General features: G+C 57.2%; 19 protein-coding genes. 16 read left to right on the top strand and 3 right to left on the bottom strand.

Going from position 1 to position 22281, the window contains the following annotated elements; genetic code table 11:
• The 16 genes from pbpC (at position 1) to OSH03_RS17460 (ending at position 19387) form a co-directional block, all read left to right on the top strand.
• Positions 1-2328, top strand: a complete 2328-nt coding sequence (pbpC, locus tag OSH03_RS17535; protein WP_266179701.1) for a peptidoglycan glycosyltransferase PbpC — start codon at positions 1-3, stop codon at positions 2326-2328.
• An 88-nt stretch (positions 2329-2416) separates the two neighbouring features.
• Positions 2417-4795, top strand: coding sequence for a DMSO/selenate family reductase complex A subunit (locus OSH03_RS17530; protein WP_266179700.1), 2379 nt, complete (start codon positions 2417-2419; stop codon positions 4793-4795).
• A complete protein-coding gene (locus OSH03_RS17525; RefSeq protein ID WP_266179699.1) occupies positions 4792-5421 on the top strand; it encodes a DMSO/selenate family reductase complex B subunit in 630 nt (209 codons plus the stop codon). Before OSH03_RS17530 ends, OSH03_RS17525 begins: the two co-directional genes overlap by 4 nt.
• Positions 5414-6202: a dimethyl sulfoxide reductase anchor subunit family protein gene (locus OSH03_RS17520; RefSeq protein WP_266179698.1), complete on the top strand. Its 789-nt coding sequence runs from the start codon at positions 5414-5416 to the stop codon at positions 6200-6202. The genes OSH03_RS17525 and OSH03_RS17520 overlap by 8 nt, the downstream gene beginning before the upstream one ends.
• Positions 6202-7077, top strand: coding sequence for a 4Fe-4S binding protein (locus tag OSH03_RS17515; RefSeq protein ID WP_266179697.1), 876 nt, complete (start codon positions 6202-6204; stop codon positions 7075-7077). The genes OSH03_RS17520 and OSH03_RS17515 overlap by 1 nt, the downstream gene beginning before the upstream one ends.
• Positions 7078-7199: 122 nt before the next feature.
• Positions 7200-7631 (top strand): nucleoside-diphosphate kinase, encoded by a 432-nt coding sequence (gene ndk, locus OSH03_RS17510; RefSeq protein ID WP_003860625.1) that lies wholly within the window; start codon positions 7200-7202, stop codon positions 7629-7631.
• A gap of 169 nt (positions 7632-7800) precedes the next feature.
• Positions 7801-8967, top strand: a complete 1167-nt coding sequence (gene rlmN, locus OSH03_RS17505; protein WP_266179696.1) for a dual-specificity RNA methyltransferase RlmN — start codon at positions 7801-7803, stop codon at positions 8965-8967.
• Positions 8968-9259: 292 nt separating this feature from the next.
• Entirely contained in the window at positions 9260-10267 is a 1008-nt protein-coding gene (gene rodZ / locus OSH03_RS17500; protein ID WP_061097399.1) for a cytoskeleton protein RodZ, read from the top strand.
• A 26-nt stretch (positions 10268-10293) separates the two neighbouring features.
• Entirely contained in the window at positions 10294-11412 is a 1119-nt protein-coding gene (ispG, locus tag OSH03_RS17495; protein ID WP_266179694.1) for a flavodoxin-dependent (E)-4-hydroxy-3-methylbut-2-enyl-diphosphate synthase, read from the top strand.
• 80 nt (positions 11413-11492) lie between these two features.
• The gene (gene hisS, locus OSH03_RS17490; RefSeq protein WP_061097401.1) at positions 11493-12767 is read left to right on the top strand and encodes a histidine--tRNA ligase; all 1275 of its coding nucleotides are present in this window, start codon (positions 11493-11495) and stop codon (positions 12765-12767) included.
• Positions 12768-12780: 13 nt separating this feature from the next.
• Entirely contained in the window at positions 12781-13401 is a 621-nt protein-coding gene (locus tag OSH03_RS17485; RefSeq protein ID WP_061097402.1) for a YfgM family protein, read from the top strand.
• A 10-nt stretch (positions 13402-13411) separates the two neighbouring features.
• Positions 13412-14590 (top strand): outer membrane protein assembly factor BamB, encoded by a 1179-nt coding sequence (bamB, locus tag OSH03_RS17480; RefSeq protein ID WP_048957768.1) that lies wholly within the window; start codon positions 13412-13414, stop codon positions 14588-14590.
• 112 nt (positions 14591-14702) lie between these two features.
• A complete protein-coding gene (gene der, locus OSH03_RS17475) occupies positions 14703-16181 on the top strand; it encodes a ribosome biogenesis GTPase Der (protein ID WP_266179693.1) in 1479 nt (492 codons plus the stop codon).
• A gap of 299 nt (positions 16182-16480) precedes the next feature.
• A complete protein-coding gene (locus tag OSH03_RS17470) occupies positions 16481-18025 on the top strand; it encodes a peptide MFS transporter (protein ID WP_266179692.1) in 1545 nt (514 codons plus the stop codon).
• 58 nt (positions 18026-18083) lie between these two features.
• Positions 18084-19118: a Gfo/Idh/MocA family oxidoreductase gene (locus tag OSH03_RS17465; protein ID WP_266179691.1), complete on the top strand. Its 1035-nt coding sequence runs from the start codon at positions 18084-18086 to the stop codon at positions 19116-19118.
• Positions 19119-19165: 47 nt separating this feature from the next.
• Positions 19166-19387, top strand: a complete 222-nt coding sequence (locus OSH03_RS17460) for a zinc ribbon domain-containing protein (protein WP_266179690.1) — start codon at positions 19166-19168, stop codon at positions 19385-19387.
• Here the strand turns inward: OSH03_RS17460 and OSH03_RS17455 are convergent.
• The 3 genes from OSH03_RS17455 to xseA are packed head-to-tail and all read right to left on the bottom strand — an operon-like array spanning position 19384 to position 22186.
• Positions 19384-19734 carry a protealysin inhibitor emfourin gene (locus tag OSH03_RS17455; RefSeq protein ID WP_151414106.1) on the bottom strand — a complete coding sequence of 117 codons (351 nt, stop codon included), beginning with the start codon at positions 19732-19734 and terminating at the stop codon, positions 19384-19386. The genes OSH03_RS17460 and OSH03_RS17455 overlap by 4 nt on opposite strands.
• Positions 19735-20754: a M4 family metallopeptidase gene (locus OSH03_RS17450; RefSeq protein ID WP_061097406.1), complete on the bottom strand. Its 1020-nt coding sequence runs from the start codon at positions 20752-20754 to the stop codon at positions 19735-19737.
• A 58-nt stretch (positions 20755-20812) separates the two neighbouring features.
• Positions 20813-22186 (bottom strand): exodeoxyribonuclease VII large subunit, encoded by a 1374-nt coding sequence (gene xseA / locus OSH03_RS17445; protein ID WP_061097407.1) that lies wholly within the window; start codon positions 22184-22186, stop codon positions 20813-20815.
• Positions 22187-22281: the final 95 nt, after the last annotated feature.

Below are 22281 nucleotides of genomic sequence, written 5' to 3'. Positions count from 1 at the left end.
ATGCGAATGGCACGTCTGATACGCTCCCGCTGGCTCTGGCTGGCGGGAGCGCTTCTCGTTTTAGGGGGGCTGATTGTCGCCGCCGACCGCCTGTGGCCGCTGCCTCTGAAAGAGGTTAACCCCGCGCGAGTTGTGGTAGACGAAAAGGGCGCGCCGCTCTGGCGTTTTGCCGATAGCGAAGGCATCTGGCGCTACCCGGTTACGATTGAAGAGGTTTCTCCCCGTTATCTTGAGGCTCTGATCCAGTATGAAGATCGCTGGTTCTGGGATCATCCTGGCGTAAACCCGCTCTCTGTTCTTCGCGCAGCCTGGCAGGATCTCAGCTCCGGAAGAGTGGTTTCGGGAGGAAGCACGCTTACCATGCAGGTGGCGCGCCTGCTGGATCCGCATCCGCGCACCTTTGGCGGCAAAATTCGCCAGCTCTGGCGGGCGATGCAGCTGGAGTGGCATCTTTCTAAGCGTGACATTCTTACGCTCTATCTCAACCGCGCTCCGTTTGGCGGCACGCTGCAGGGCGTGGGGGCGGCAAGCTGGACCTATCTTGGAAAACCCCCTTCGCAGCTGAGCTACTCCGACGCGGCGCTGCTGGCGGTACTGCCGCAGGCACCCAGCCGTCTGCGCCCGGACCGCTGGCCCGAGCGGGCCGAAGCGGCACGCAACAAAGTGCTCGACCGCATGATGATTCAGGGCGTCTGGTCAGCAAAGCAGGTGAAAGAGTCCCGTGAAGAGCCGGTATGGCTGGCTCCCCGGCAGATGCCGCAGCTGGCGCCGCTCTTTGCACGCATGATGCTTGGCAAAAGCCGCGATACGAAAATTGTCACCACGCTGGATGCCGGACTGCAACGGCAGCTGGAAGAGCTGGCGATGAACTGGAAATCCCGCCTGCCTGCGCGCAGCTCGCTGGCGATGATCGTGGTCGATCATACCGACATGAAGGTGCGAGGCTGGGTTGGCTCGGTGGATATCAACGATGACAGCCGTTTTAGCCACGTGGATATGGTCAACGCGATCCGATCCCCGGGATCGGTATTAAAGCCCTTTATCTACGGCATGGCGCTGGACGATGGTCTAATCCATCCCGCCTCGCTGCTTCAGGACGTGCCCAGAAAAACCGGTGATTATCGCCCGGGAAATTTTGACAGCGGGTTCCACGGGCCGGTCAGCATGAGTGAAGCGCTGGTGCGTTCGCTCAACCTGCCAGCGGTACAGGTGCTGGAAGCCTATGGTCCCAAACGGTTTGCCGGGATGCTGAGCAATGCCGGGCTGCCGCTGATCCTGCCTGCCGGAGCGCAGCCGAATCTGTCGCTGATCCTGGGTGGCGCAGGCGCGAGGCTGGCGGATATCGCCGCCGCGTACAGCGCCTTTGCAAGGCATGGCAAGGCGGGCCGGCTGCGCTTACAGCCGAGCGACCCGCTGACTGAACGCCCGCTGTTATCGCCAGGTTCGGCGTGGATTATTCGCCGTATTCTGGCGAACGAGGCGCAGCCGCTGCCGGACAGCGCGCTGCCGCAAATCGCCCCCCTGGCGTGGAAAACGGGCACCAGCTACGGCTATCGCGATGCCTGGGCCATCGGTTTGAATGCCCGTTACGTAATAGGTATCTGGACAGGGCGACCTGACGGCACGCCGGTAGCGGGGCAGTTTGGTTTCGCCAGCGCGGTTCCGCTATTAAACCAGGTGAATAACCTGCTTCAGTCACGCTCGACGATAGACGAAGCCCGCCTGCCGCGCGATCCGCGCCCGGAAAGCGTCGGGCGGGGCGTGATCTGCTGGCCGGGCGGTCAGTCGCTGCCGGAAGGCAGTGAAAACTGTCGGCGCCGTCTTTCGACCTGGCTGCTGGAAGGGAGTGAACCGCCCACGCTGCTGCTGCCGGAACAGGAAGGCATTCGCGGCATTCGTTTCCCGGTCTGGCTGGATAAAACGGGCAAGCGTGTGGCGGCAGATTGCCCTGATGCCACAGAAAAAGTTCTCGACGTCTGGCCGCTGCCGCTGGAGCCGTGGCTGCCTGCTGCGGAAAAAAGAGCTGCGCGTCTTCCTCCGAGATCGACGGTCTGCCCGCCTCTGGATAATAACAACGCGGCACCGCTTATGATTTCGGGTATCAGAGAAGGCGCCGTTATTAAGCGACTCCCTGGAGAAGGGAATGTGACCCTATCTGTTATTACGACAGGAGGAGAAGGTGGGCGCTGGTGGTTTTTAAATGGAGAACCGTTAGAAGGCCGGAATAATAATTATTCATTAAAGTTATATTCACCCGGTGAATATCAATTGCTTGTGATGGATGAAACAGGCCAAACGGCGACGGTGAACTTTGAATTAGACCGTTAAGTATTACCCCCGAAGAGTTAGCTTGATAATTATCAATATTCGTTCCTGAAAAAAAACGAGAATGCGTTTTTATTTTAAGGAATGAGCAATGAAAAAAAATAAAAGTCCGGGCGAAGGACTTATTCCCTCAATATCCCGGCGTCATTTTATTCAGGCTGGGTCGGCGCTGGCCGCCCTTCCTTTTGTTACGACAAACGGCAATGCTCGGGCGCAGGATACGGCAACAGCAGGCGCGACGCCTGAAGAAAAAGTGGTGCAAACCTGCAGCACGTTTGACTGCGGCGGTAAATGCGATATTCGCGCTCACGTCAGTGAGGGTGTGGTCACGAGAATTTCCACGCGCCCGGATAATGAACTGGATCCTCAAATGCCGGTTATGCGCGCCTGCGTTCGAGGCCGCGCTTATCGGAAATTTGTCTATCATCCCGATCGGCTTAAATATCCAATGAAACGCGTGGGTAAACGTGGCGAAGGAAAATTCGAGCGTATTACCTGGGATGAAGCCACCACGCTTATTGCGAATCAATTAAAAACGATTACGCAAAAATACGGCGCAGCCTCACGCTATGTGCATGTAGGTACTGCGGTATCCGGCGGAACGTTTTCCGGCGATAAAATGGTTCGTCGTCTGCTCAACTTAACCGGCGGCTACCTGGAAAGCTATCACTCGGTCAGTATGGGCAACACGGCGGCAGCCACGCCGTATACCTATGGCACAGCCGCCAGCGGCAGCTCTCTGGACACGCTGCTGGATACCAAACTGGTCATTCTCTGGGGGCATAACCCGACGGAGACCATCTTTGGCCACAGCAACCACTTCTTCCAGAGGATGAAGCAAAACGGCACCCGCTTTATCGTTGTCGATCCGCGCTATTCAGATACGGTTTCCTCTCTTGCCGATCAGTGGATCCCGCTGCTTCCAACAACGGACAACGCCCTGATGGACGCCATGATGTACGTGATCGTCACGGAGAACCTGCACGATCGTGACTTCCTCCAGCGCTATACCCTGGGCTTTGACGAAGCATCCATGCCGGAAGGCGTTCCGGCCAATGAATCCCTGATGGCTTACCTGACCGGCGCAAAAGATGGCGTAGCGAAAACGCCGGAGTGGGCAGAGACGATCACCCACGTTCCTGCGCAGACCATTCGTCAGCTGGCGCGGGACTACGCAACCACCAAACCCGCCGCGCTGATCCAGGGCTGGGGACCGCAGCGCCATAACTGCGGCGAGCGCACCGCGCGCGGCTCGACGTTACTGGCAACGCTGACGGGTAACGTTGGGGTGAAGGGCGGCTGGGCGGCAGGCTATGGCGGCTGTTCAAACCGTAAATTTGCGGCCGGGCCGGAGATGCCGGATAACCCGGTAAAAGCCAAAATATCGGTGATGAACTGGGTGCAGGCCGCCGATGATGCTTCAAAGGTAACGGCGGAAGTCGGCCTGAAGGATGCAGAGAAGCTGGACAGCAATATCCGCATCCTGTTTTCGCTCGCGGGCAATTATCTGGCTAACCAGAACCCGGATCTGCATCAGGCGACGCGCGTACTGGAAGACGAGTCGAAAATCGAGTTTATTGTCGCAAGCGATCTGTTTATGACGCCGAGCGCCAGATACGCCGATCTTCTCCTGCCGGAAACCAGCTTTATGGAACGCTGGAATATTGGCGAAACCTGGGGCACGGCGAGCTATCTGATCCTGTCGGAAAAGCTGATTGAACCTGAATTCGAGCGCCGTTCGGATTACGACTGGCTGCGTGAGGTCGCCGCTAAGCTCGGCATTGAGCCTGCGTTCAGCGAGGGTCGTGACGAAAAAGCGTGGATTGAGCACATCTGGGAGCAGACGCGGCTGGCGATGCCGGAGGAAAACCTGCCGGACTTCGCGACGCTACAGAAGACGCGTCAGCATCTTTTCAAAAGCGCGCCGTTCGTCGCCTTTGAAGACAACATCCGCGATCCGCAAAATCATCCGTTCCCGACGCCGTCCGGGAAAATTGAGATCTTCTCGAAGCGCCTGTACGACATGCAACACCCGGAGATCCCGGCGCTGTCGCACTACGTGCCCGCCCATGAAGGGCCGGAAGACGAACTGGCGAAAACCTTCCCGCTCCAGCTGATTACATGGAAAGGGAAAAACCGCGCTAACTCAACCCAGTACGCCAACCCGTGGTTAATTGAGGCCCAGCAGCAAAAGCTGTGGATTAACCCGCAGGACGCGCAAAAGCGCGGCATTTCGCAGGGGAATACCGTGCGTATCCATAACGCGCGCGGCGTTTGTGAAATTCCGGCGGAGGTCACACCGCGCATCATTCCGGGCGTTGTTGCCATGCAGGCGGGCGCCTGGTGGCAGCCGGACGAACAGGGCGTCGATAAAGGCGGCTGCGCGAACGTGCTCAGCTCTGCCCGAATTACCGCGCTTGCGAAAGGGAACTCCCATCAAACCATGCTGGTGGAGGTAGCTAAAGCATGAGTCAGTTTAAACACTACGCGCCGGTGAGCGATAAACAGCTGGGTTTCTATATCGACTCTTCCCGCTGTTCGGGCTGCAAGGCATGCCAGGTGGCGTGCAAAGATAAAAACAACCTTGAGGTCGGACGTCGTTTCCGACGCGTATACGAAGTTAACGGCGGGAATTTCATCCCAACCGGGCAGGGCGGCGTTAGCAACAACGTTTTTGCCTACACGCTCTCTATTTCCTGTAACCACTGCGCGGACCCGATCTGCACCAAAAACTGTCCGACCACCGCGATGCACAAGCGTCCGGGCGACGGCATCGTGCGCGTCGATACGGACAAGTGCGTTGGCTGCGGCTACTGCGCGTGGTCTTGCCCTTACGGCGCGCCACAGCTCAACGAGCAGACCGGACAAATGTCCAAATGCGATTTTTGCGTGGATCTGCAGGCGAAGGGCGAGCAGCCCGTCTGCGTGGCAACCTGCCCGCTCGAGGCGATCAAATTTGGGCCGATTGATGAACTTCGGGCGAAATACGGTACGGTCTGCGATGTGAAGGGCTTGCCGGATCCCTCGATTACAAAACCGAACCTGGTGATCAAAGCGCATCAGGGCGCAGAGAAAGAGGGGAAACGTCATGCATGAGTTACCGCTGCTGATTTTTACGCTGTTCCTGCAGGGATCGGTTGGCGTGACGCTCTGGCTGGCGTTCGGGGGCGCGCATGCTACCCAGCGTAGCCCGCTGCTGCCTGCCGCCGGGGCGTTTGTGCTTGCAAGCCTGGGGCTGCTCGCCTCAGCGCTGCATATGGGCTATCCGCTCAACGCCATGAACGCGCTACGCCACGTGTCCAGCTCGTGGCTGAGCCGCGAGATTATCTTTGCCAGCCTTTACCTGGCGTCGCTTGGCCTTGCAGCGCTGCTGATGTTTGCCAAAAAGCCAGGCTGGAAGATGCTGTTGGCCGCGGCGGGTCTCGTCGGGCTGGTGGATGTGTTCTGCATGGCGCAGATCTACATGCACGCGTCCGTAGTGACCTGGCAGCACCTTAACACGCTGGTGCTGTTTATCGGTTCGGTGGGGATTATTGGTTCAGCCTGCATGGCGGTTGGGATGCAATCCAAAACTACTCTGCGTGCGGCGGTGGTCATTATCACGCTGGTGGTGCTTGTGCGTCTGGTGATGCAGCCCGTCTGGCTGGCAGACATCGCAGCCGTAGACAACACCGTGGTGACGTTCCCCCACGCTCCGCTACGGATGCTCGAACAGCTGCGCGCGGTACATCTGCTGAGCTGGTGCGTTTCCGTTGCGGGTATGCTGTGCTTTGCTGCGGGCGGCCTGAAAGCGGCGCGAGGTCCAGTGCTGCTGGGCAGCGCCTTGCTGATTGTGGGTGAGCTGATGCTGCGCTTCGTTTTCTTCAGTATTGGCTGATGGGCGGATTGACGTTTGCCCCGGCGATGGACGTGACGCATGCGTGCGTCCGTCGCCGTTTTCGCCACGCTTCCTGCTGCGCCTGCGCGGACGTTTGTCCAGCGCAGGCTTTTTCTTTTACGGAAAACGGCGTCTCGGTGGATGAAAATCGCTGTATTGAATGCGGTGACTGCCTGTTCGTCTGCCCCTCCGGGGCCATTACCGGCATTGCGCCGAGAAAGCGTTTTGTACACAGGGACACCCTTGTTGGGCCTTTTACTGAACGTGCACCTGGGGTGAATGAGCTGCTGCTGTGGCACGCGCAACGCCGGGTTCGTTTTATCAGTATCGAAGCAGAGCAGTACCCTGACTGGCTGCTGGCGCTTGCCCGGCTTAACCTTGCGCTTCGTTGCCGTGGTGAAGCGGAGTGGGGGTTTAAGCTCATACCGAGCAACGAGGTGAATATCGCTCGTCGTGCGCTTATGCACGTTCCCCGCGAGGATGTGAAAGCCTGCCGCGTTTCCCCGGGGCCGCGCGAGCTGCGCAGGGCATTCTCGACGTTTAGCGAGTCGGATATTGCTCTCGACGTCGATAAGTGCGTGCTGTGCGGCGCGTGCTGGCGAAGCTGCACGGAAAACGCGATTCGGTTTGAAAACGCCGCGCTGGTGGTGGATACCGGGCGCTGTACCGGCTGCGGTGGCTGTGAAGCAGTATGTCAGCACGAGGCGATAAACGTCTCAGAAACGGATGGACCGGCAAAAAACGTGGTCACCCCCGCCTATAAAGCAGTTTGCCTGACGTGCCAACGCCAGTTCTGGTCATTTACGCCTGATGAAAAGCAGTGCCCGCTCTGTTTACGCCATCAACACGGTATGCGAAATCCGGCCTGTTGCTAATCTTCGTCTCATTTTAAAAAAATGTTATGCAGAACCATAGGCAATGGCGCTATTGCTCTTTATAATCCGCGCCACACCATACTCAGGTATGCAAAACAACAGAACATTTTACAGAGGTTATCATGGCTATTGAACGTACTTTTTCCATCATCAAACCAAACGCGGTGGCAAAAAACGTTATTGGCAGCATCTTCGCTCGCTTTGAATCAGCAGGGTTTAAGATCGTTGGCACCAAAATGCTGCACCTGACCGTTGAGCAGGCTCGTGGTTTCTACGCTGAGCACGAAGGTCGTCCATTCTTTGATGGCCTGGTTGAGTTCATGACCTCCGGTCCAATCGTAGTGTCCGTGCTGGAAGGCGAAAACGCGGTTCAGCGTCACCGCGATCTGCTGGGTGCAACCAACCCGGACAACGCGCTGGCGGGTACCCTGCGCGCTGACTACGCGGACAGCTTCACCGAGAACGGCACCCACGGTTCCGACTCTGTTGAATCTGCTGCGCGCGAAATCGCTTTCTTCTTCGCGGAAGGCGAAGTGTGTCCACGTACCCGTTAATTTAACGGTTTCGTTTACACATTATTTTCGTAAATGCCACGTCCAGACGTGGCATCCCTGCGCCAGACTTTGTACAATGCAACGCCCCGGACGAGCAGACCGCTTTCCGGGGCGTTTCTATTCAACCCTCCATGGGCCACAACGTGTAACAACGAGGCCGGAAAAAATTATGTCTGAACTAGTGAATACCTCCGAAGTCGCCATTCCTGCGGTTCTCAATAAAAATGGAAAAATTAACCTGCTGGACCTGAACCGTCAGCAGATGCGCGAGTTCTTTAAAGATATGGGTGAGAAGCCGTTTCGTGCCGATCAGGTAATGAAGTGGATGTACCACTACTGCAGCGACAACTTTGATGAGATGACCGACATCAACAAAGTGCTGCGCAACAAGCTCAAGGATGTGGCTGAAATCCGCGCGCCGGAAGTGGTGGAAGAGCAGCGCTCGGCAGACGGCACCATCAAATGGGCGATTGCCGTAGGCGATCAGCGCGTTGAAACCGTCTACATTCCGGAAGACGATCGCGCCACGCTGTGCGTCTCTTCTCAGGTGGGCTGTGCGCTGGAGTGTAAATTCTGCTCTACGGCTCAGCAGGGTTTTAACCGTAACCTGCGCGTGTCTGAAATTATCGGCCAGGTCTGGCGTGCCGCGAAGATCGTGGGTGCGGCAAAAGTGACCGGCACGCGTCCGATCACCAACGTGGTAATGATGGGGATGGGCGAACCGCTGCTGAACCTGACCAACGTGGTGCCGGCGATGGAAATCATGCTGGACGACTTCGGTTTTGGCCTCTCCAAGCGCCGCGTGACGCTGTCTACCTCAGGCGTTGTGCCTGCGCTGGACAAGCTCGGCGACATGATTGACGTTGCGCTGGCTATCTCCCTGCACGCGCCAAACGATGAAATTCGTGACGAAATTGTACCGATTAACAAAAAGTACAATATCGAAACCTTCCTCGCTGCCGTGCGTCGCTACCTGGAGAAATCCAATGCAAACCAGGGCCGCGTTACCATCGAGTACGTGATGCTTGACCACGTTAACGACGGTACCGAGCACGCGCATCAGCTGGCTGAGCTGCTGAAGGATACGCCATGCAAAATCAACCTGATCCCATGGAACCCGTTCCCGGGCGCGCCGTATGGCCGCAGCTCGAACAGCCGTATCGACCGTTTCTCCAAGGTGCTGATGGAGTATGGTTTCACCACCATCGTGCGTAAAACCCGTGGTGATGATATCGATGCCGCGTGCGGGCAGCTGGCGGGCGACGTCATTGACCGTACCAAACGTACCCTGCGTAAACGCATGCAGGGCGAGACGATTGCGGTCAAAGCTGTTTGATTATTATGCACTCACGGCGCATTATCTGCGCCGTGATGCTTAATCTTTCTGAATAATCAGTCAGATTCGTGATGACTGATCAATAATTACGGTGCGTTTCATCCGACTTTCGGGCAGTATGTAACGACGTAACAACAGTTTAGCCGTTCGGGCAGGGCTGTACTGTCATCTCCGGGCTGACAGTCTTATACTGTCTGTTCAAGGTTAACTGACCTGAAGTTTCGCGGTGCGGGTGGCATTGTGACTCACCGGCACCTGAACCCTTTTTTTCACGTACCAGTAGTTGTAGCGAATGAATACTGAAGCCACTCACGACCAACATGAAGCACTCTCCACTGGCGTTCGTCTTCGCAACGCCCGTGAACAACTCGGACTCAGCCAGCAAGCTGTCGCAGAACGCTTGTGCCTGAAGGTTTCCACGGTTCGCGATATTGAAGAAGATAAGGCGCCTGCCGATCTGGCTTCAACATTTCTGCGCGGGTATATCCGCTCTTACGCAAAACTGGTGCACATCCCCGAAAACGAATTACTGCCAATGATGGAGAAGCAGGCACCGGTTCGTGCAGCAAAAGTTGCCCCGATGCAAACTTTCTCCCTGGGGAAACGTCGTAAAAAGCGCGATGGCTGGCTGATGAGCTTTACCTGGCTGGTGCTGTTTGTTGTTGTCGGTCTGACCGGCGCGTGGTGGTGGCAAAACCACAAGGCGCAGCAGGAAGAGATCACCACCATGGCCGATCAATCCTCCGCCGAACTCAATCAGGCGAGCAACGGTGGCGCCCAGAGCGTCCCGCTGAACACCGAGGGTGCGGCGGCCTCAAGCGAGCCGCAAACGACGGCTCCGGCAACTGATGCAGCACAGGCTCCGGCCGCAACGGCTAACACCGCTGCGCCGCAGGCTCAGGATCAAAACGCGGTCGTCGCGCCTTCTCAGGCAAATGTCGATACCGCAACGAACGCCCCTGCAGCGACTCAGCCTGCGGACAACGCCGCGGCGTCCCTGCCGACCGACCCGGCGGCAACCGCCGCACCAGCCGCCGATCCAAACGCGCTGGTGATGAACTTCACGGCTGACTGCTGGCTGGAAGTGACTGACGCGACAGGTAAAAAACTCTTCAGTGGCCTGCAGCGTAAAGATGGCAATTTAAATCTGGTCGGTCAGGCTCCTTATAAGCTTAAAATTGGCGCTCCGGCAGCGGTACAGATCCAGTATCAAGGAAAACCTGTCGACCTGAGCCGCTTTATCAGAACTAACCAGGTTGCACGTCTTACCGTTAATGCCGAACAATCAGCAGCACAGTAACAGACGGGCAACGCGGGAGATTTTTCATGCATAACCAGGCTCCGATTCAACGTAGAAAATCGAAACGGATTTACGTTGGGAATGTGCCAGTCGGCGATGGGGCACCTATCGCCGTCCAGTCGATGACCAATACGCGCACCACGGACGTGGAAGCGACGGTCAACCAAATCAAAGCATTAGAGCGTGTAGGCGCGGACATTGTTCGCGTCTCCGTGCCCACCATGGATGCCGCTGAGGCGTTCAGGCTGATCAAACAGCAGGTCAGCGTTCCGCTGGTTGCAGATATCCACTTCGACTACCGTATCGCGCTGAAAGTCGCTGAATACGGCGTCGATTGCCTGCGTATCAACCCGGGCAACATCGGTAATGAAGAGCGTATCCGCATGGTGGTGGACTGCGCCCGCGACAAAAATATCCCTATCCGTATCGGCGTCAACGCCGGCTCCCTGGAAAAAGATCTCCAGGAAAAATACGGCGAGCCTACGCCGCAGGCGCTGCTCGAATCCGCGATGCGTCACGTCGATCATCTCGATCGCCTTAACTTCGATCAGTTTAAAGTCAGCGTAAAAGCGTCCGACGTCTTCCTCGCGGTGGAATCTTACCGCCTGCTGGCAAAAGAGATCGATCAGCCTCTGCACCTCGGGATCACCGAAGCGGGCGGCCTGCGCAGCGGCTCTGTTAAATCTGCGATCGGCCTGGGACTGCTGCTCTCTGAAGGGATCGGCGATACCCTGCGCGTCTCGCTGGCTGCCGATCCGGTCGAAGAGATCAAGGTCGGTTTCGATATCCTGAAATCACTGCGCATTCGTTCGCGTGGGATCAATTTCATTGCCTGTCCAACCTGCTCACGTCAGGAATTTGACGTGATCGGCACGGTGAATGCCCTGGAGCAGCGTCTGGAAGACATCCTCACCCCGATGGACGTTTCCATCATCGGCTGCGTGGTGAACGGTCCGGGTGAAGCGCTGGTGTCAACCCTGGGCGTAACCGGCGGTAACAAGAAAAGTGGTCTCTATGAAGATGGCGTTCGTAAAGATCGTCTGGATAATAGCGACATGATCGATCAGCTTGAAGCCCGCATCCGCGCCAAAGCCGCGATGATGGACGAGACGCAGCGCATTAGCGTTCAGCAGGTTGAAAAATAACGTGATGGGAAGCGTGCCGCTTCCCATGTATGATTGAACCCATTCTTTGGGTTTTTTTTGTATATAGAAAGAGAATAAACGTGGCAAAAAACATTCAAGCCATCCGCGGCATGAACGATTACCTGCCTGGCGAAACCGCCATCTGGCAGCGCATTGAAGGCACGCTGAAGCAGGTGCTCGGCAGCTACGGTTACAGCGAAATCCGTTTGCCGATTGTAGAGCAGACCCCGTTATTCAAACGCGCGATCGGTGAAGTAACCGACGTGGTTGAAAAAGAGATGTACACCTTTGAGGACCGCAACGGCGACAGCCTGACCCTGCGTCCGGAAGGTACGGCGGGCTGCGTACGCGCCGGCATCGAACATGGTCTTCTGTATAATCAGGAGCAGCGCCTGTGGTATATCGGCCCGATGTTCCGCCACGAACGTCCGCAGAAAGGTCGTTACCGTCAGTTCAACCAGCTGGGTGTGGAAGTCTTTGGCCTGCAGGGCCCGGACATCGACGCCGAACTGATTATGCTGACCGCCCGCTGGTGGCGTGCCCTCGGTATCGCCGAACATGTCTCCCTGGAGCTGAACTCAATCGGTTCTCTGGAAGCGCGCGCAAACTACCGCGATGCGCTGGTGGCGTTCCTTGAGCAGCATAAAGAGAAGCTGGACGAAGACTGCAAGCGTCGCATGTACAGTAACCCACTGCGGGTGCTGGATTCCAAAAACCCTGATGTCCAGGCGCTGCTGAACGATGCCCCTGCGCTGGGTGACTACCTGGACGACGAGTCTCGCGAACACTTTACCGGCCTGTGCAAGCTGCTCGAAGCGGCGGGCATTGCCTACACCGTGAACCAGCGTCTGGTGCGCGGTCTGGACTACTACAACCGTACCGTGTTTGAGTGGGTAACCACCAGCCTCGGTTCGCAGGGTACCGTGTGTGCCGGCGGCCGTTATGACGGTCTGGTTGAGCAACTGGGTGGCCGTGCGGCGCCTGCGGTTGGCTTCGCGATGGGTCTTGAGCGACTTGTTTTGCTGGTTCAGGCAGTTAATCCGGAATTTAAAGCAGATTCCGTTGTCGATATATACCTGGTGGCTTCAGGCGCGGAAACGCAGTCTGCGGCGATGCAGCTTGCCGAACGCGTGCGCGATGCGCTGCCGGGCGTTAAGCTGATGACCAACCATGGCGGCGGCAACTTCAAAAAACAGTTTGCTCGTGCCGATAAGTGGGGCGCAAGTATTGCACTGGTGCTGGGCGAGTCCGAAGTGGCTAACGGCGAAGTGGTAGTAAAAGACCTGCGCTCTGGTGAGCAGACAACGGTAACGCAGGACGGCGTTGCGGCGCACTTGCGCACTCTATTGGGCTAAGGAGAAAGACGGCGTGGAAATGTACGAGAACGAACACGATCAGGTCGACGCGATTAAACGCTTCTTTGCTGAAAACGGCAAAGCGCTGGTTGTTGGGGTAATTTTAGGTGTGGGTGCGCTGGTTGGCTGGCGTTACTGGAACAATCATCAGGCGGATTCCGCGCGCGGCGCGTCGCTGTCTTATGAAAATACCGTTAGCGCGCTCCGCGCCGATCAGCCACAAACGCTGGTGGCGGCAGAGAAATTTGCCGCTGACAACAAAAACACCTACGGTGCGCTGGCTGCACTGGAAGTGGCTCAGCAGTACGTTGATAAAAACGAGCTGGATAAAGCCGCTGCTCAGCTGTCTCAGGGCCTTGCTGCCGCCAGCGATGAAAACCTGAAAGCCGTGATCAATCTGCGCCTGGCACGTATTCAGGTTCAGCAGAAAAAAGCTGACGACGCGCTGAAAACGCTCGATACCATCAAAGGCGAAGGTTTTGCTGCCATCGTTGCCGATCTGCGCGGTGAAGCACTGCTGAGCAAGGGTGACAAAGCGGGCGCGCGTAAAGCGTGGCAAGCTGGCGTAGAGAGCAAAGCGTCACCTGCGCTGAGCGAAATGATGCAGATGAAAATAAATAATTTGTCCGTCTGAGAGGGACCCGATGCAATTGCGTAAATTACTTCTGCCAGGACTGCTTTCTGTTACGTTATTGAGTGGTTGTTCACTGTTCAGTGGCGAAGAAGACGTTGTGAAAATGTCCCCACTGCCGACGGTTGAAAACCAGTTTACCCCATCCACCGCGTGGGATGTTTCCGTGGGAAGTGGGATTGGCGATTTCTATTCCAACCTTCATCCTGCGTATGCAGACAGCGTTGTCTATGCCGCTGACCGCAAAGGCACCGTGAAAGCGGTAAACGCCGATGACGGGAAAGAAGTCTGGTCCGTTAACCTGGCGGAAAAAGACGGCTGGTTCTCCCGTAAACCTGCACTGCTGTCTGGCGGCCTGACCGTTTCCGGTGGGCATGTCTACGTGGGCAGCGAAAAAGCGCAGGTTTATGCGCTGAACAGCAGCGACGGCTCTATTGCCTGGCAAACAACCGTAGCCGGCGAGTCGCTGTCTCGCCCGGTGGTGAGCGATGGCCTGGTGCTGATTCATACCAGCAACGGCCAGCTGCAGGCTCTGAACGAAGCGGACGGTCTGGTGAAATGGACCGTTAACCTGGATATGCCTGCGCTCTCTCTGCGCGGTGAATCTGCACCTGCGACCGCATTTGGCGCTGCCATTGTGGGCGGTGACAACGGTCGCGTGAGCGCCGTGCTGATGCAGCAGGGCCAGATGATCTGGCAGCAGCGTATCTCTCAGGCCACTGGCTCAACGGAAATTGACCGCCTGAGCGACGTAGACACTACCCCGGTTATCGTTGACGGTGTGGTTTACGCCCTGGCCTATAACGGCAACCTGACCGCGCTGGACCTGCGCAGCGGCCAGATCATGTGGAAACGTGAGCTGGGCTCTGTGAATGATTTCATCGTGGACGGTAACCGCATCTATATGGTTGACCAGAACGACCGCCTGCTGGCGCTGAGTACCGAAGGTGGCGTGACGCTGTGGACGCAAAGCGATCTGCTGCACCGTCTGCTGACCGCGCCAGTGCTGTATAACGGTAGCCTGGTGGTTGGCGACAGCGAAGGCTATATGCACTGGGTTGATCCAGAGAATGGCCGCTTTGTGGCACAGCAGAAAGTGGACGGTTCAGGCTTCCTGACCGACCCGGTTGTGGCTGACGGCAAACTGCTGATTCAGGCAAAAGACGGCACGCTGTACGCGATCACGCGTTAATTACCCGGCGGTTGTAGTATACTAAACGGCTCCTGTTCACTCAGGAGCCGTTTTGACATTTTTAAAAACGCTGCGAAAGCGACGTTTATTTGAATTTTATGAGGCTTCAAACATGGTACCTGTGGTCGCGCTTGTCGGGCGCCCTAACGTTGGAAAATCCACTCTTTTTAACCGTTTAACACGCACCCGTGATGCGCTGGTTGCGGATTTCCCGGGGCTGACGCGTGACCGTAAGTACGGTCGTGCAGAGGTGGAAGGACGCGAGTTCATCTGTATCGATACCGGCGGTATCGATGGCACAGAAGACGGCGTTGAAACCCGCATGGCGGAACAGTCCTTGCTGGCGATTGAAGAAGCGGACGTCGTGCTGTTCATGGTGGATGCGCGCGCTGGCCTTATGCCGGCGGACTCCGCAATCGCTAAGCACCTGCGTTCACGTGAAAAGCCAACTTTCCTGGTGGCGAACAAAACTGACGGCATCGATGCCGATCAGGCTATCGCGGACTTCTGGTCTCTGGGCATGGGGGATATCCACCCGATTGCGGCATCGCATGGCCGCGGTGTGACCAGCCTGCTGGAAACCGTTCTGCTGCCGTGGGTTGACGAAGTGAACCCGCCGGAAGAGGTGGACGAAGACGCCGCATACTGGGCGCAGTTCGAAGACGGTGAAGAGGGCGAAGAAGAAGAAGAGCCTGAGGATGACTTCAACCCGCAGGATCTGCCGATCAAGCTGGCTATCGTCGGTCGTCCAAACGTAGGTAAGTCTACACTTACTAACCGTATTCTGGGTGAAGAGCGCGTGGTGGTTTACGACATGCCGGGCACTACGCGTGACAGCATCTACATACCGATGCAGCGCGATGAGCGTGAGTATGTCCTCATCGACACCGCCGGGGTACGTAAGCGCGGAAAAATCACCGACGTGGTGGAAAAATTCTCCGTAATCAAAACCCTGCAGGCGATTGAAGACGCTAACGTGGTGCTGCTGGTCATCGACGCGCGCGAAGGTATCTCCGATCAGGATCTCTCTCTGCTCGGCTTTATCCTCAATAGTGGGCGCTCACTGGTTATCGTGGTCAACAAGTGGGACGGGCTGAGCAATGAAGTGCGTGAGCAGGTGAAAGAGACCCTGGACTTCCGTCTGGGCTTTATCGACTTTGCCCGCGTGCACTTTATCTCTGCGCTGCACGGCAGCGGCGTCGGTAACCTGTTCGAATCCGTGCGTGAAGCGTATGACAGCTCCACCCGTCGTCAGAGCACCGCCATGCTGACCCGCATCATGAATATGGCTGCGGAAGACCACCAGCCGCCGCTGGTGCGCGGTCGTCGCGTGAAGCTGAAATATGCCCACGCCGGTGGCTATAACCCGCCAATCGTGGTGATTCACGGCAACCAGGTGAAAGACCTGCCGGATTCCTACAAGCGCTACCTGATGAACTACTTCCGTAAATCGCTGGACGTGATGGGCACGCCTATTCGTATCCAGTTCAAGGAAGGGGAAAACCCGTTCGCCAACAAGCGCAACACCCTGACGCCGAACCAGATGCGTAAGCGTAAGCGTTTGATTAAGCACATTAAGAAAAGCAAATAATCATTGCCGATCTCACTAAGGCCCGCGTTTATCGCGGGCTTTTTTTTGCCCAACCATACCGACGGTTTTCTCTGTGTGATGTCAATCACTATTCATTTTCAACCACGTTTAAATCTAAGAAAGTAGACAATCGTCGAATTTTCATCTTAAAGTCCAGGGGCTGGTACTAGACAAAACTAGCGACTGGTTATCAAATGGTTAACTAACTTTTCGCCGCATGTAAAAAATCGGTCAGATACGTAACTGGCCGGCGTACCTGCTGGTGTTTACAAGCACGACACATACCTTTCGGGAGAATTATGCAATCCTCTGTTAATCAAAAAGAGAGCCGAACGTTCTTCGGCCATCCGTATCCGCTCGGTTCGCTGTTCTTTACCGAGATGTGGGAGCGTTTCTCGTTCTACGGCATTCGCCCGCTGCTGATCCTGTTTATGGCCGCCACCGTCTATGACGGCGGCATGGGGCTGGCGCGCGAAAACGCCTCGGCGATTGTCGGTATCTTTGCCGGCACCATGTACCTGGCCGCGCTGCCGGGCGGCTGGCTGGCGGATAACTGGCTCGGCCAGCAGAGAGCCGTCTGGTACGGCTCGATTCTGATCGCGCTCGGCCACCTGTCGATTGCGCTGTCGGCCATCATGGGCAATAACCTGTTCTTTATCGGCCTGATGTTCATCGTGCTCGGCTCTGGCCTGTTCAAAACCTGTATCTCGGTGATGGTCGGCACCCTGTATAAAAAAGGCGACGCGCGTCGTGACGGCGGCTTCTCGCTGTTCTACATGGGCATCAATATGGGCTCGTTCATCGCCCCGCTGATCTCCGGCTGGCTGATTAAAACCCACGGCTGGCACTGGGGCTTTGGTATTGGCGGCATCGGGATGCTGGTAGCGCTGATTATCTTCCGCGTGTTTGCGGTTCCGGCGATGAAGCGCTACGACAGCGAAGTCGGCCTGGACTCCACCTGGAACAGCCCGGTGGTGAAGCGTAACGGCGTGGGCGTCTGGCTGCTGGCGCTGGCGGCAGGCGTGGCAACGCTCGTGACGCTGATCGCGCAGGGCGTGATTGTTATTAACCCGGTCGCGGTAGCCAGCTTGCTGGTCTACGTAATTGCGGCGTCCGTTGCCCTCTACTTTATCTACCTGTTCATTTTCGCGGGCCTGAACCGGAAAGAGCGCGCCAGGCTGCTGGTCTGCTTTATTCTGCTGGTCTCCGCCGCGTTCTTCTGGTCCGCGTTTGAGCAGAAGCCAACCTCGTTCAACCTGTTTGCCAACGACTACACTAACCGCATGATGGGTGATTTTGAAATTCCGGCGGTGTGGTTCCAGTCGATCAACGCCCTGTTCATTATCCTTCTGGCCCCGGTGTTCAGCTGGGCATGGCCGAAGCTGGCGAGCATGAACATTCGCCCGAGCAGCATCACCAAGTTTGTTATCGGCATTCTGTGTGCGGCAGGGGGCTTTGGCCTGATGATGCTGGCAGCACAGAACGTGCTGAGCAACGGCGGGGCGGGCGTGTCGCCGTTCTGGCTGGTGGGCAGTATCTTAATGCTGACGCTCGGCGAGCTGTGCCTGAGCCCGATCGGTCTGGCGACCATGACCCTGCTGGCGCCGGAGAGAATGCGCGGCCAGATGATGGGGCTGTGGTTCTGCGCCAGCGCGCTGGGTAACCTGGCGGCGGGCCTGATTGGCGGTCACGTGAAGGCCGACCAGCTGGATATGCTGCCGGATCTCTTCGCGCGCTGCTCCATCGCGCTGCTGATTTGTGCCGCAGTGCTGATCGTCCTCATTGTTCCGGTGCGCCGCATGCTGGAAAATGTGCAGACTAAACCGGCAGCTAGCGCCTCATAAACCTCGGTGTGCCGGGGCAGGCGTTTCGCCCCGGCACGGTATTTTCTGAGGTGAAACTATGCAGTTAGGATTTGTTGGTCTTGGTGCGGTAGTGGAAACAGCGTATCTGCCCGCACTACGTAACCTTTTCGATGGCGCCGTTCGTTGTTTCGGCTTTGATGCTCTCCCCGCAAAGCACCCTGAAGGCGTTACGCGCTGCGCCTCGCTTGAGGCGCTTTTAGCCACCCCGCTGGATACCCTTTTTATTACCACCGCATCGCTGCACCACCTTGAGGTGCTTGAGCAGGCGATTGCCTCACCGATCCCGCGGATTGTGATTGAAAAACCGATTGTCGCCACGCTTCCTCAAATCGAAAAACTCAACGCGCTGCTGGCAACGCCCGGTGTGGCGTCCCGCGTGCTGGCGCTCGACCACTGGATGGCGCGCATCGAAACGGTGAAGCGGTCGCTGGTCGGCCATGTTTCTGATATCGCCAGAATCGAAGGCTTTTTGCAGGAGCCGAGCGGGTATAACGCCGCAGGGGAACCGATTGCGCTCAATTTCGCAACCGGAGAACCGGATACCAGAACGCTTCGCCACCCGGACGGCGTGATTCTGGATATCGGTACGCACGTGCTGGCGATGCTGCGCGAAACGGTGCGCTATCTGGGCGGTCAGGACGAGATGACGCTGCAGGTGGTGGCGGCCAAAGACCGCCTGGGCCGCAATATTGCAAAAGGTGACCTGACCACCGCAGAAGGCGAGGCGCACCTGCAGGGAAGCATCAGCGGCGTGCCGGTGGACATCTGGCTCAACAAATACGCGGGGCCCGCGGGCGGGCAAAAGGGCCTGCGGCTCTGGTTACGCGACGGGCGCATTATCAACTACGACCGACGCGGCGCGGAAGATGTGCTGGAGCTAATTAAAGGTAAGGATATTCAGCGCTGGCATATCCCCGGCACGATCTACGAACGCTGTCTTACAGGACACATTCTTGGCGCAAACAGTCTGTTTGAGCGCGATCCCCAGGAGGTGAGCCGCACAACGCGCCGCAGAATTGAAGAGGTGGCGCTGCTGCTGACCTTGCAGCAACGGTTGCGTGGCCCGCACTGAAGACGTGGTAAAATTTTCGCAGACCTGAACGCCCTGAAGGAGACACCATGACCATTACCTGCCCGGATTGCCAGGCACAGCTTGAACCCCTGAACGGGGTCGCGCACTGCGACAGCTGTAATAAAGATATCGCGCTCGAAGCCCGCTGCCCGGAGTGCCATCAGCCACTCCAGGTACTAAAAGCCTGCGGGGCGGTGGACTATTTCTGCCAGAACGGCCACGGCTTGATTTCTAAAAAGCGCGTGGAGTTTGTCCTGGCCGAAGGTTAATCGCACACGCAGTCTTCGCCTTTCTTCCACAGCTCGACCAGCGACTCGGGCGCTTCCTGCTCAGGTACCAGCACGATGATATCGGCGTAGTGCGCCTGATTTTGCCCGGTCCAGATAATCTGGATGCGGAAATAGCGCTGGTCCCCGCTGCCGGGTGACGACGACTGACCCGGCGGCTGACCGCGTGGAAAGGCCTGCTCCAGGATGCTCACCAGGCGCTGGCGCTGGGCCTCATTAAGCGAGGAAAGCGCGATGGTACGCTGGCCGCTCAGCTTAGGGATAAAAGCGACGCCGCCTTCCCGGGCCAGCTCAACCACGGCGTCATCCGTCAGTTCCGGAACCTGCATTTACAGCACTCCCACCTGTTCCCAGGCGTGTTTTATCGCCGCCCCAACGTCGCTGCCGGAGCGTTTCTCTCCGTGGGCTATCGTCAGTTTTGCGAAGGCATCAAAATCCGCATCCTGCGCCAGATTGCGATCGCAAACCGTGTCGTACCAGGCATAACCGGCTTTTTCCCAGGCGTAACCGCCGATCGCCGTCGCGGCCAGATAAAACGCCCGGTTGGGAATGCCGGAGTTAAGGTGTACGCCGCCGTTATCCTCGCGCGTTTTGATGAAATCTTTCATGTGCGCGGGCTGCGGGTCTTTCCCAAGCAGAGGATCGTCGTAGGCGGTGCCGGGTTCAGACATGGAGCGTAGCCCTTTGCCGTTAATACCCGCGGCCAGCAGCCCTTCACCAATCAGCCAGTCTGCTTTATCGGCGGTTTGCTTCAGATGGTACTGTTTCACCAGAGAGCCAAACACGTCTGACAGGGACTCATTCAGCGCGCCCGACTGCTCAAAATAGATAAGCCCGGCTTCGGTCTCGGTTACGCCGTGGCTCAGCTCGTGCGCCACCACGTCGATGGCAATCGTGAAGCGGTTAAAGATCTCCCCGTCACCGTCGCCAAACACCATCTGCTGACCGTTCCAGAAGGCGTTCTGATATTCCCGGCCGTAGTGAACGGTGCCGGTCAAAATAAGTCCCTTATTATCGAGAGAATCACGCTGATATTCTTTCCAGAAGAAATCATGGGTGATGCCTAAATAGCTATAGGCTTCATCCACCGCCACATCGCCGTTGGAGGGTTGCCCCTCATAACGCACCTGGGTACCCGGCAGCTCCTGGGTCTGTTTCGCATCGTAGATATCGCGCTCAAGCTGACCGGCTTTATTCACGTGCGGCGCTGCGGGTTTGCCCGGCATATGCGCCATCAGCGTCTGGACGTGGGTTAAGGTCTGACGGGCATAGCGCTGCTGCGGCTCGGAACCGCTTTCGATAATACGACGAAGAATATAAGGGGGAATAACGCTACGAAGATGGGACATGCTGCTCTCCTTATTAAAAAAGGGAATAGCAGCAGTATAGTAAGTAACCGGCGAAGAATTATCCGGTTTTGCGCTGACGCGTCTTTTTCACCGGTTTAATTGATTTCACTTCGCTTTCTACCCAGCCGTCAGACAGGCGGGTGGTAAGAACATCACCGGTATTCACCTGTTTTGCTTGCTTCAGCACTTTGCCGTCCGCTGCCGTCGTCACGCTATAGCCGCGCGCCAGCGTGGATAGGGGGCTCACGGCTTCCAGATGGGTCACCGCGTTGCCAAAACGTTCGCGGGTGGTGCTCAGACGCGCCCGGAGAGTCTCCGCCAGGCGATACTCCAGCTGCTGAATGCGCGTTTGCGCACGATAGATTTTCGGCTGCGGGTTCTGCTGGTTCAGGCGCTGGGTCACGCGCTGCTGGCGCGACACCGCGCGCTTAAGCTGATTATCCAGCGCAAAGTTCATGCGCTGACGCAGGCGCTCCAGCACGGTCTGCTGACGCGCCAGACGCAGCTGCGGGTGCTGCTGCTGAAGACGGTGATGAAGCTGGGTAAAGCGGCGGGTACGGTTGGCAAGGAAGTAGTCCATCGCCATCTCGAGCCGCTGCTGGCCGTTCTGAAGCTGACGCAGCAGCTCCAGCTGGTTACGGCTCACCACTTCCGCCGCCGCGGACGGCGTAGGCGCACGCAGATCCGCAACAAAATCGGCTATCGTTACGTCCGTTTCATGCCCGACGGCGCTCACCACGGGGATGACGCTTGCAAAGATTGCCCGCGCCACGCGCTCGTCGTTAAAACTCCACAGGTCTTCCAGCGATCCGCCGCCGCGCCCGACGATTAATACGTCGCACTCCTGACGGGCGTTTGCCAGTTCAATGGCGCGAACAATCTGCCCTGGCGCATCATCACCCTGAACGGCGGTCGGGTAGATGATGACGGGCAGGGAAGGGTCGCGACGCTTCAGGACGTGTAAAATATCGTGCAGGGCGGCACCGGTTTTCGAGGTGATGACCCCAACGCAGTGGGCAGGTGAGGGCAGCGGTTTTTTGAACTGCTGGTCGAACAATCCCTCGGCAGAGAGCTTTGCTTTTAGCTGCTCATACTTCTGCTGCAGCAGACCTTCGCCCGCGGGCTGCATGCTCTCAACGATGATCTGATAGTCGCCGCGCGGCTCATACAGGGTGATATTGGCGCGAACCAGAACCTGCTGGCCGTGCTGCGGACGGAACGTCACGCGACGGTTGCTGTTGCGGAACATCGCGCAGCGCACCTGAGCGGTATCGTCTTTTAAGGTAAAGTACCAGTGTCCGGAGGACGGCTGCGTGAAGTTAGAGATTTCACCGCTGATCCAGACCTGCCCCATTTCCTGCTCAAGCAGCAAACGCACCGTCTGATTAAGGCGGCTGACAGTATAAATTGAGGGAGATTGAGAGGATAACATGTGAGCGGGATCAAATTCTAAATCAGCAAGTTATTCAGTCGATAGTAACCTGCTGAGAGGCATTCGCAAGCATTTTTTCAAAAAAGTGTAGATGC

Source organism: Enterobacter nematophilus (assembly GCF_026344075.1).
In the GTDB taxonomy this organism is placed as follows: domain Bacteria; phylum Pseudomonadota; class Gammaproteobacteria; order Enterobacterales; family Enterobacteriaceae; genus Enterobacter; species Enterobacter nematophilus.
The sequence above is the reverse complement of the archived record's forward strand: the minus strand, read 5'-3'. Positions and strand labels throughout refer to the sequence as shown.

Excerpts from the sequence above, each read along its gene's own strand:
- OSH03_RS17525 (WP_266179699.1), top strand. The coding sequence starts at position 4,792 with ATGAGTCAGTTTAAACACTACGCGCCGGTGAGCGATAAACAGCTGGGT.
- rlmN (WP_266179696.1), top strand. The coding sequence starts at position 7,801 with ATGTCTGAACTAGTGAATACCTCCGAAGTCGCCATTCCTGCGGTTCTC.
- OSH03_RS17530 (WP_266179700.1), top strand. The coding sequence starts at position 2,417 with ATGAAAAAAAATAAAAGTCCGGGCGAAGGACTTATTCCCTCAATATCC.
- rodZ (WP_061097399.1), top strand. The coding sequence starts at position 9,260 with ATGAATACTGAAGCCACTCACGACCAACATGAAGCACTCTCCACTGGC.
- OSH03_RS17460 (WP_266179690.1), top strand. The coding sequence starts at position 19,166 with ATGACCATTACCTGCCCGGATTGCCAGGCACAGCTTGAACCCCTGAAC.
- bamB (WP_048957768.1), top strand. The coding sequence starts at position 13,412 with ATGCAATTGCGTAAATTACTTCTGCCAGGACTGCTTTCTGTTACGTTA.
- OSH03_RS17515 (WP_266179697.1), top strand. The coding sequence starts at position 6,202 with ATGGGCGGATTGACGTTTGCCCCGGCGATGGACGTGACGCATGCGTGC.
- OSH03_RS17520 (WP_266179698.1), top strand. The coding sequence starts at position 5,414 with ATGCATGAGTTACCGCTGCTGATTTTTACGCTGTTCCTGCAGGGATCG.
- pbpC (WP_266179701.1), top strand. The coding sequence starts at position 1 with ATGCGAATGGCACGTCTGATACGCTCCCGCTGGCTCTGGCTGGCGGGA.
- OSH03_RS17455 (WP_151414106.1), bottom strand. The coding sequence starts at position 19,734 with ATGCAGGTTCCGGAACTGACGGATGACGCCGTGGTTGAGCTGGCCCGG.
- OSH03_RS17450 (WP_061097406.1), bottom strand. The coding sequence starts at position 20,754 with ATGTCCCATCTTCGTAGCGTTATTCCCCCTTATATTCTTCGTCGTATT.
- der (WP_266179693.1), top strand. The coding sequence starts at position 14,703 with ATGGTACCTGTGGTCGCGCTTGTCGGGCGCCCTAACGTTGGAAAATCC.
- ndk (WP_003860625.1), top strand. The coding sequence starts at position 7,200 with ATGGCTATTGAACGTACTTTTTCCATCATCAAACCAAACGCGGTGGCA.
- OSH03_RS17465 (WP_266179691.1), top strand. The coding sequence starts at position 18,084 with ATGCAGTTAGGATTTGTTGGTCTTGGTGCGGTAGTGGAAACAGCGTAT.
- OSH03_RS17470 (WP_266179692.1), top strand. The coding sequence starts at position 16,481 with ATGCAATCCTCTGTTAATCAAAAAGAGAGCCGAACGTTCTTCGGCCAT.
- ispG (WP_266179694.1), top strand. The coding sequence starts at position 10,294 with ATGCATAACCAGGCTCCGATTCAACGTAGAAAATCGAAACGGATTTAC.
- xseA (WP_061097407.1), bottom strand. The coding sequence starts at position 22,186 with ATGTTATCCTCTCAATCTCCCTCAATTTATACTGTCAGCCGCCTTAAT.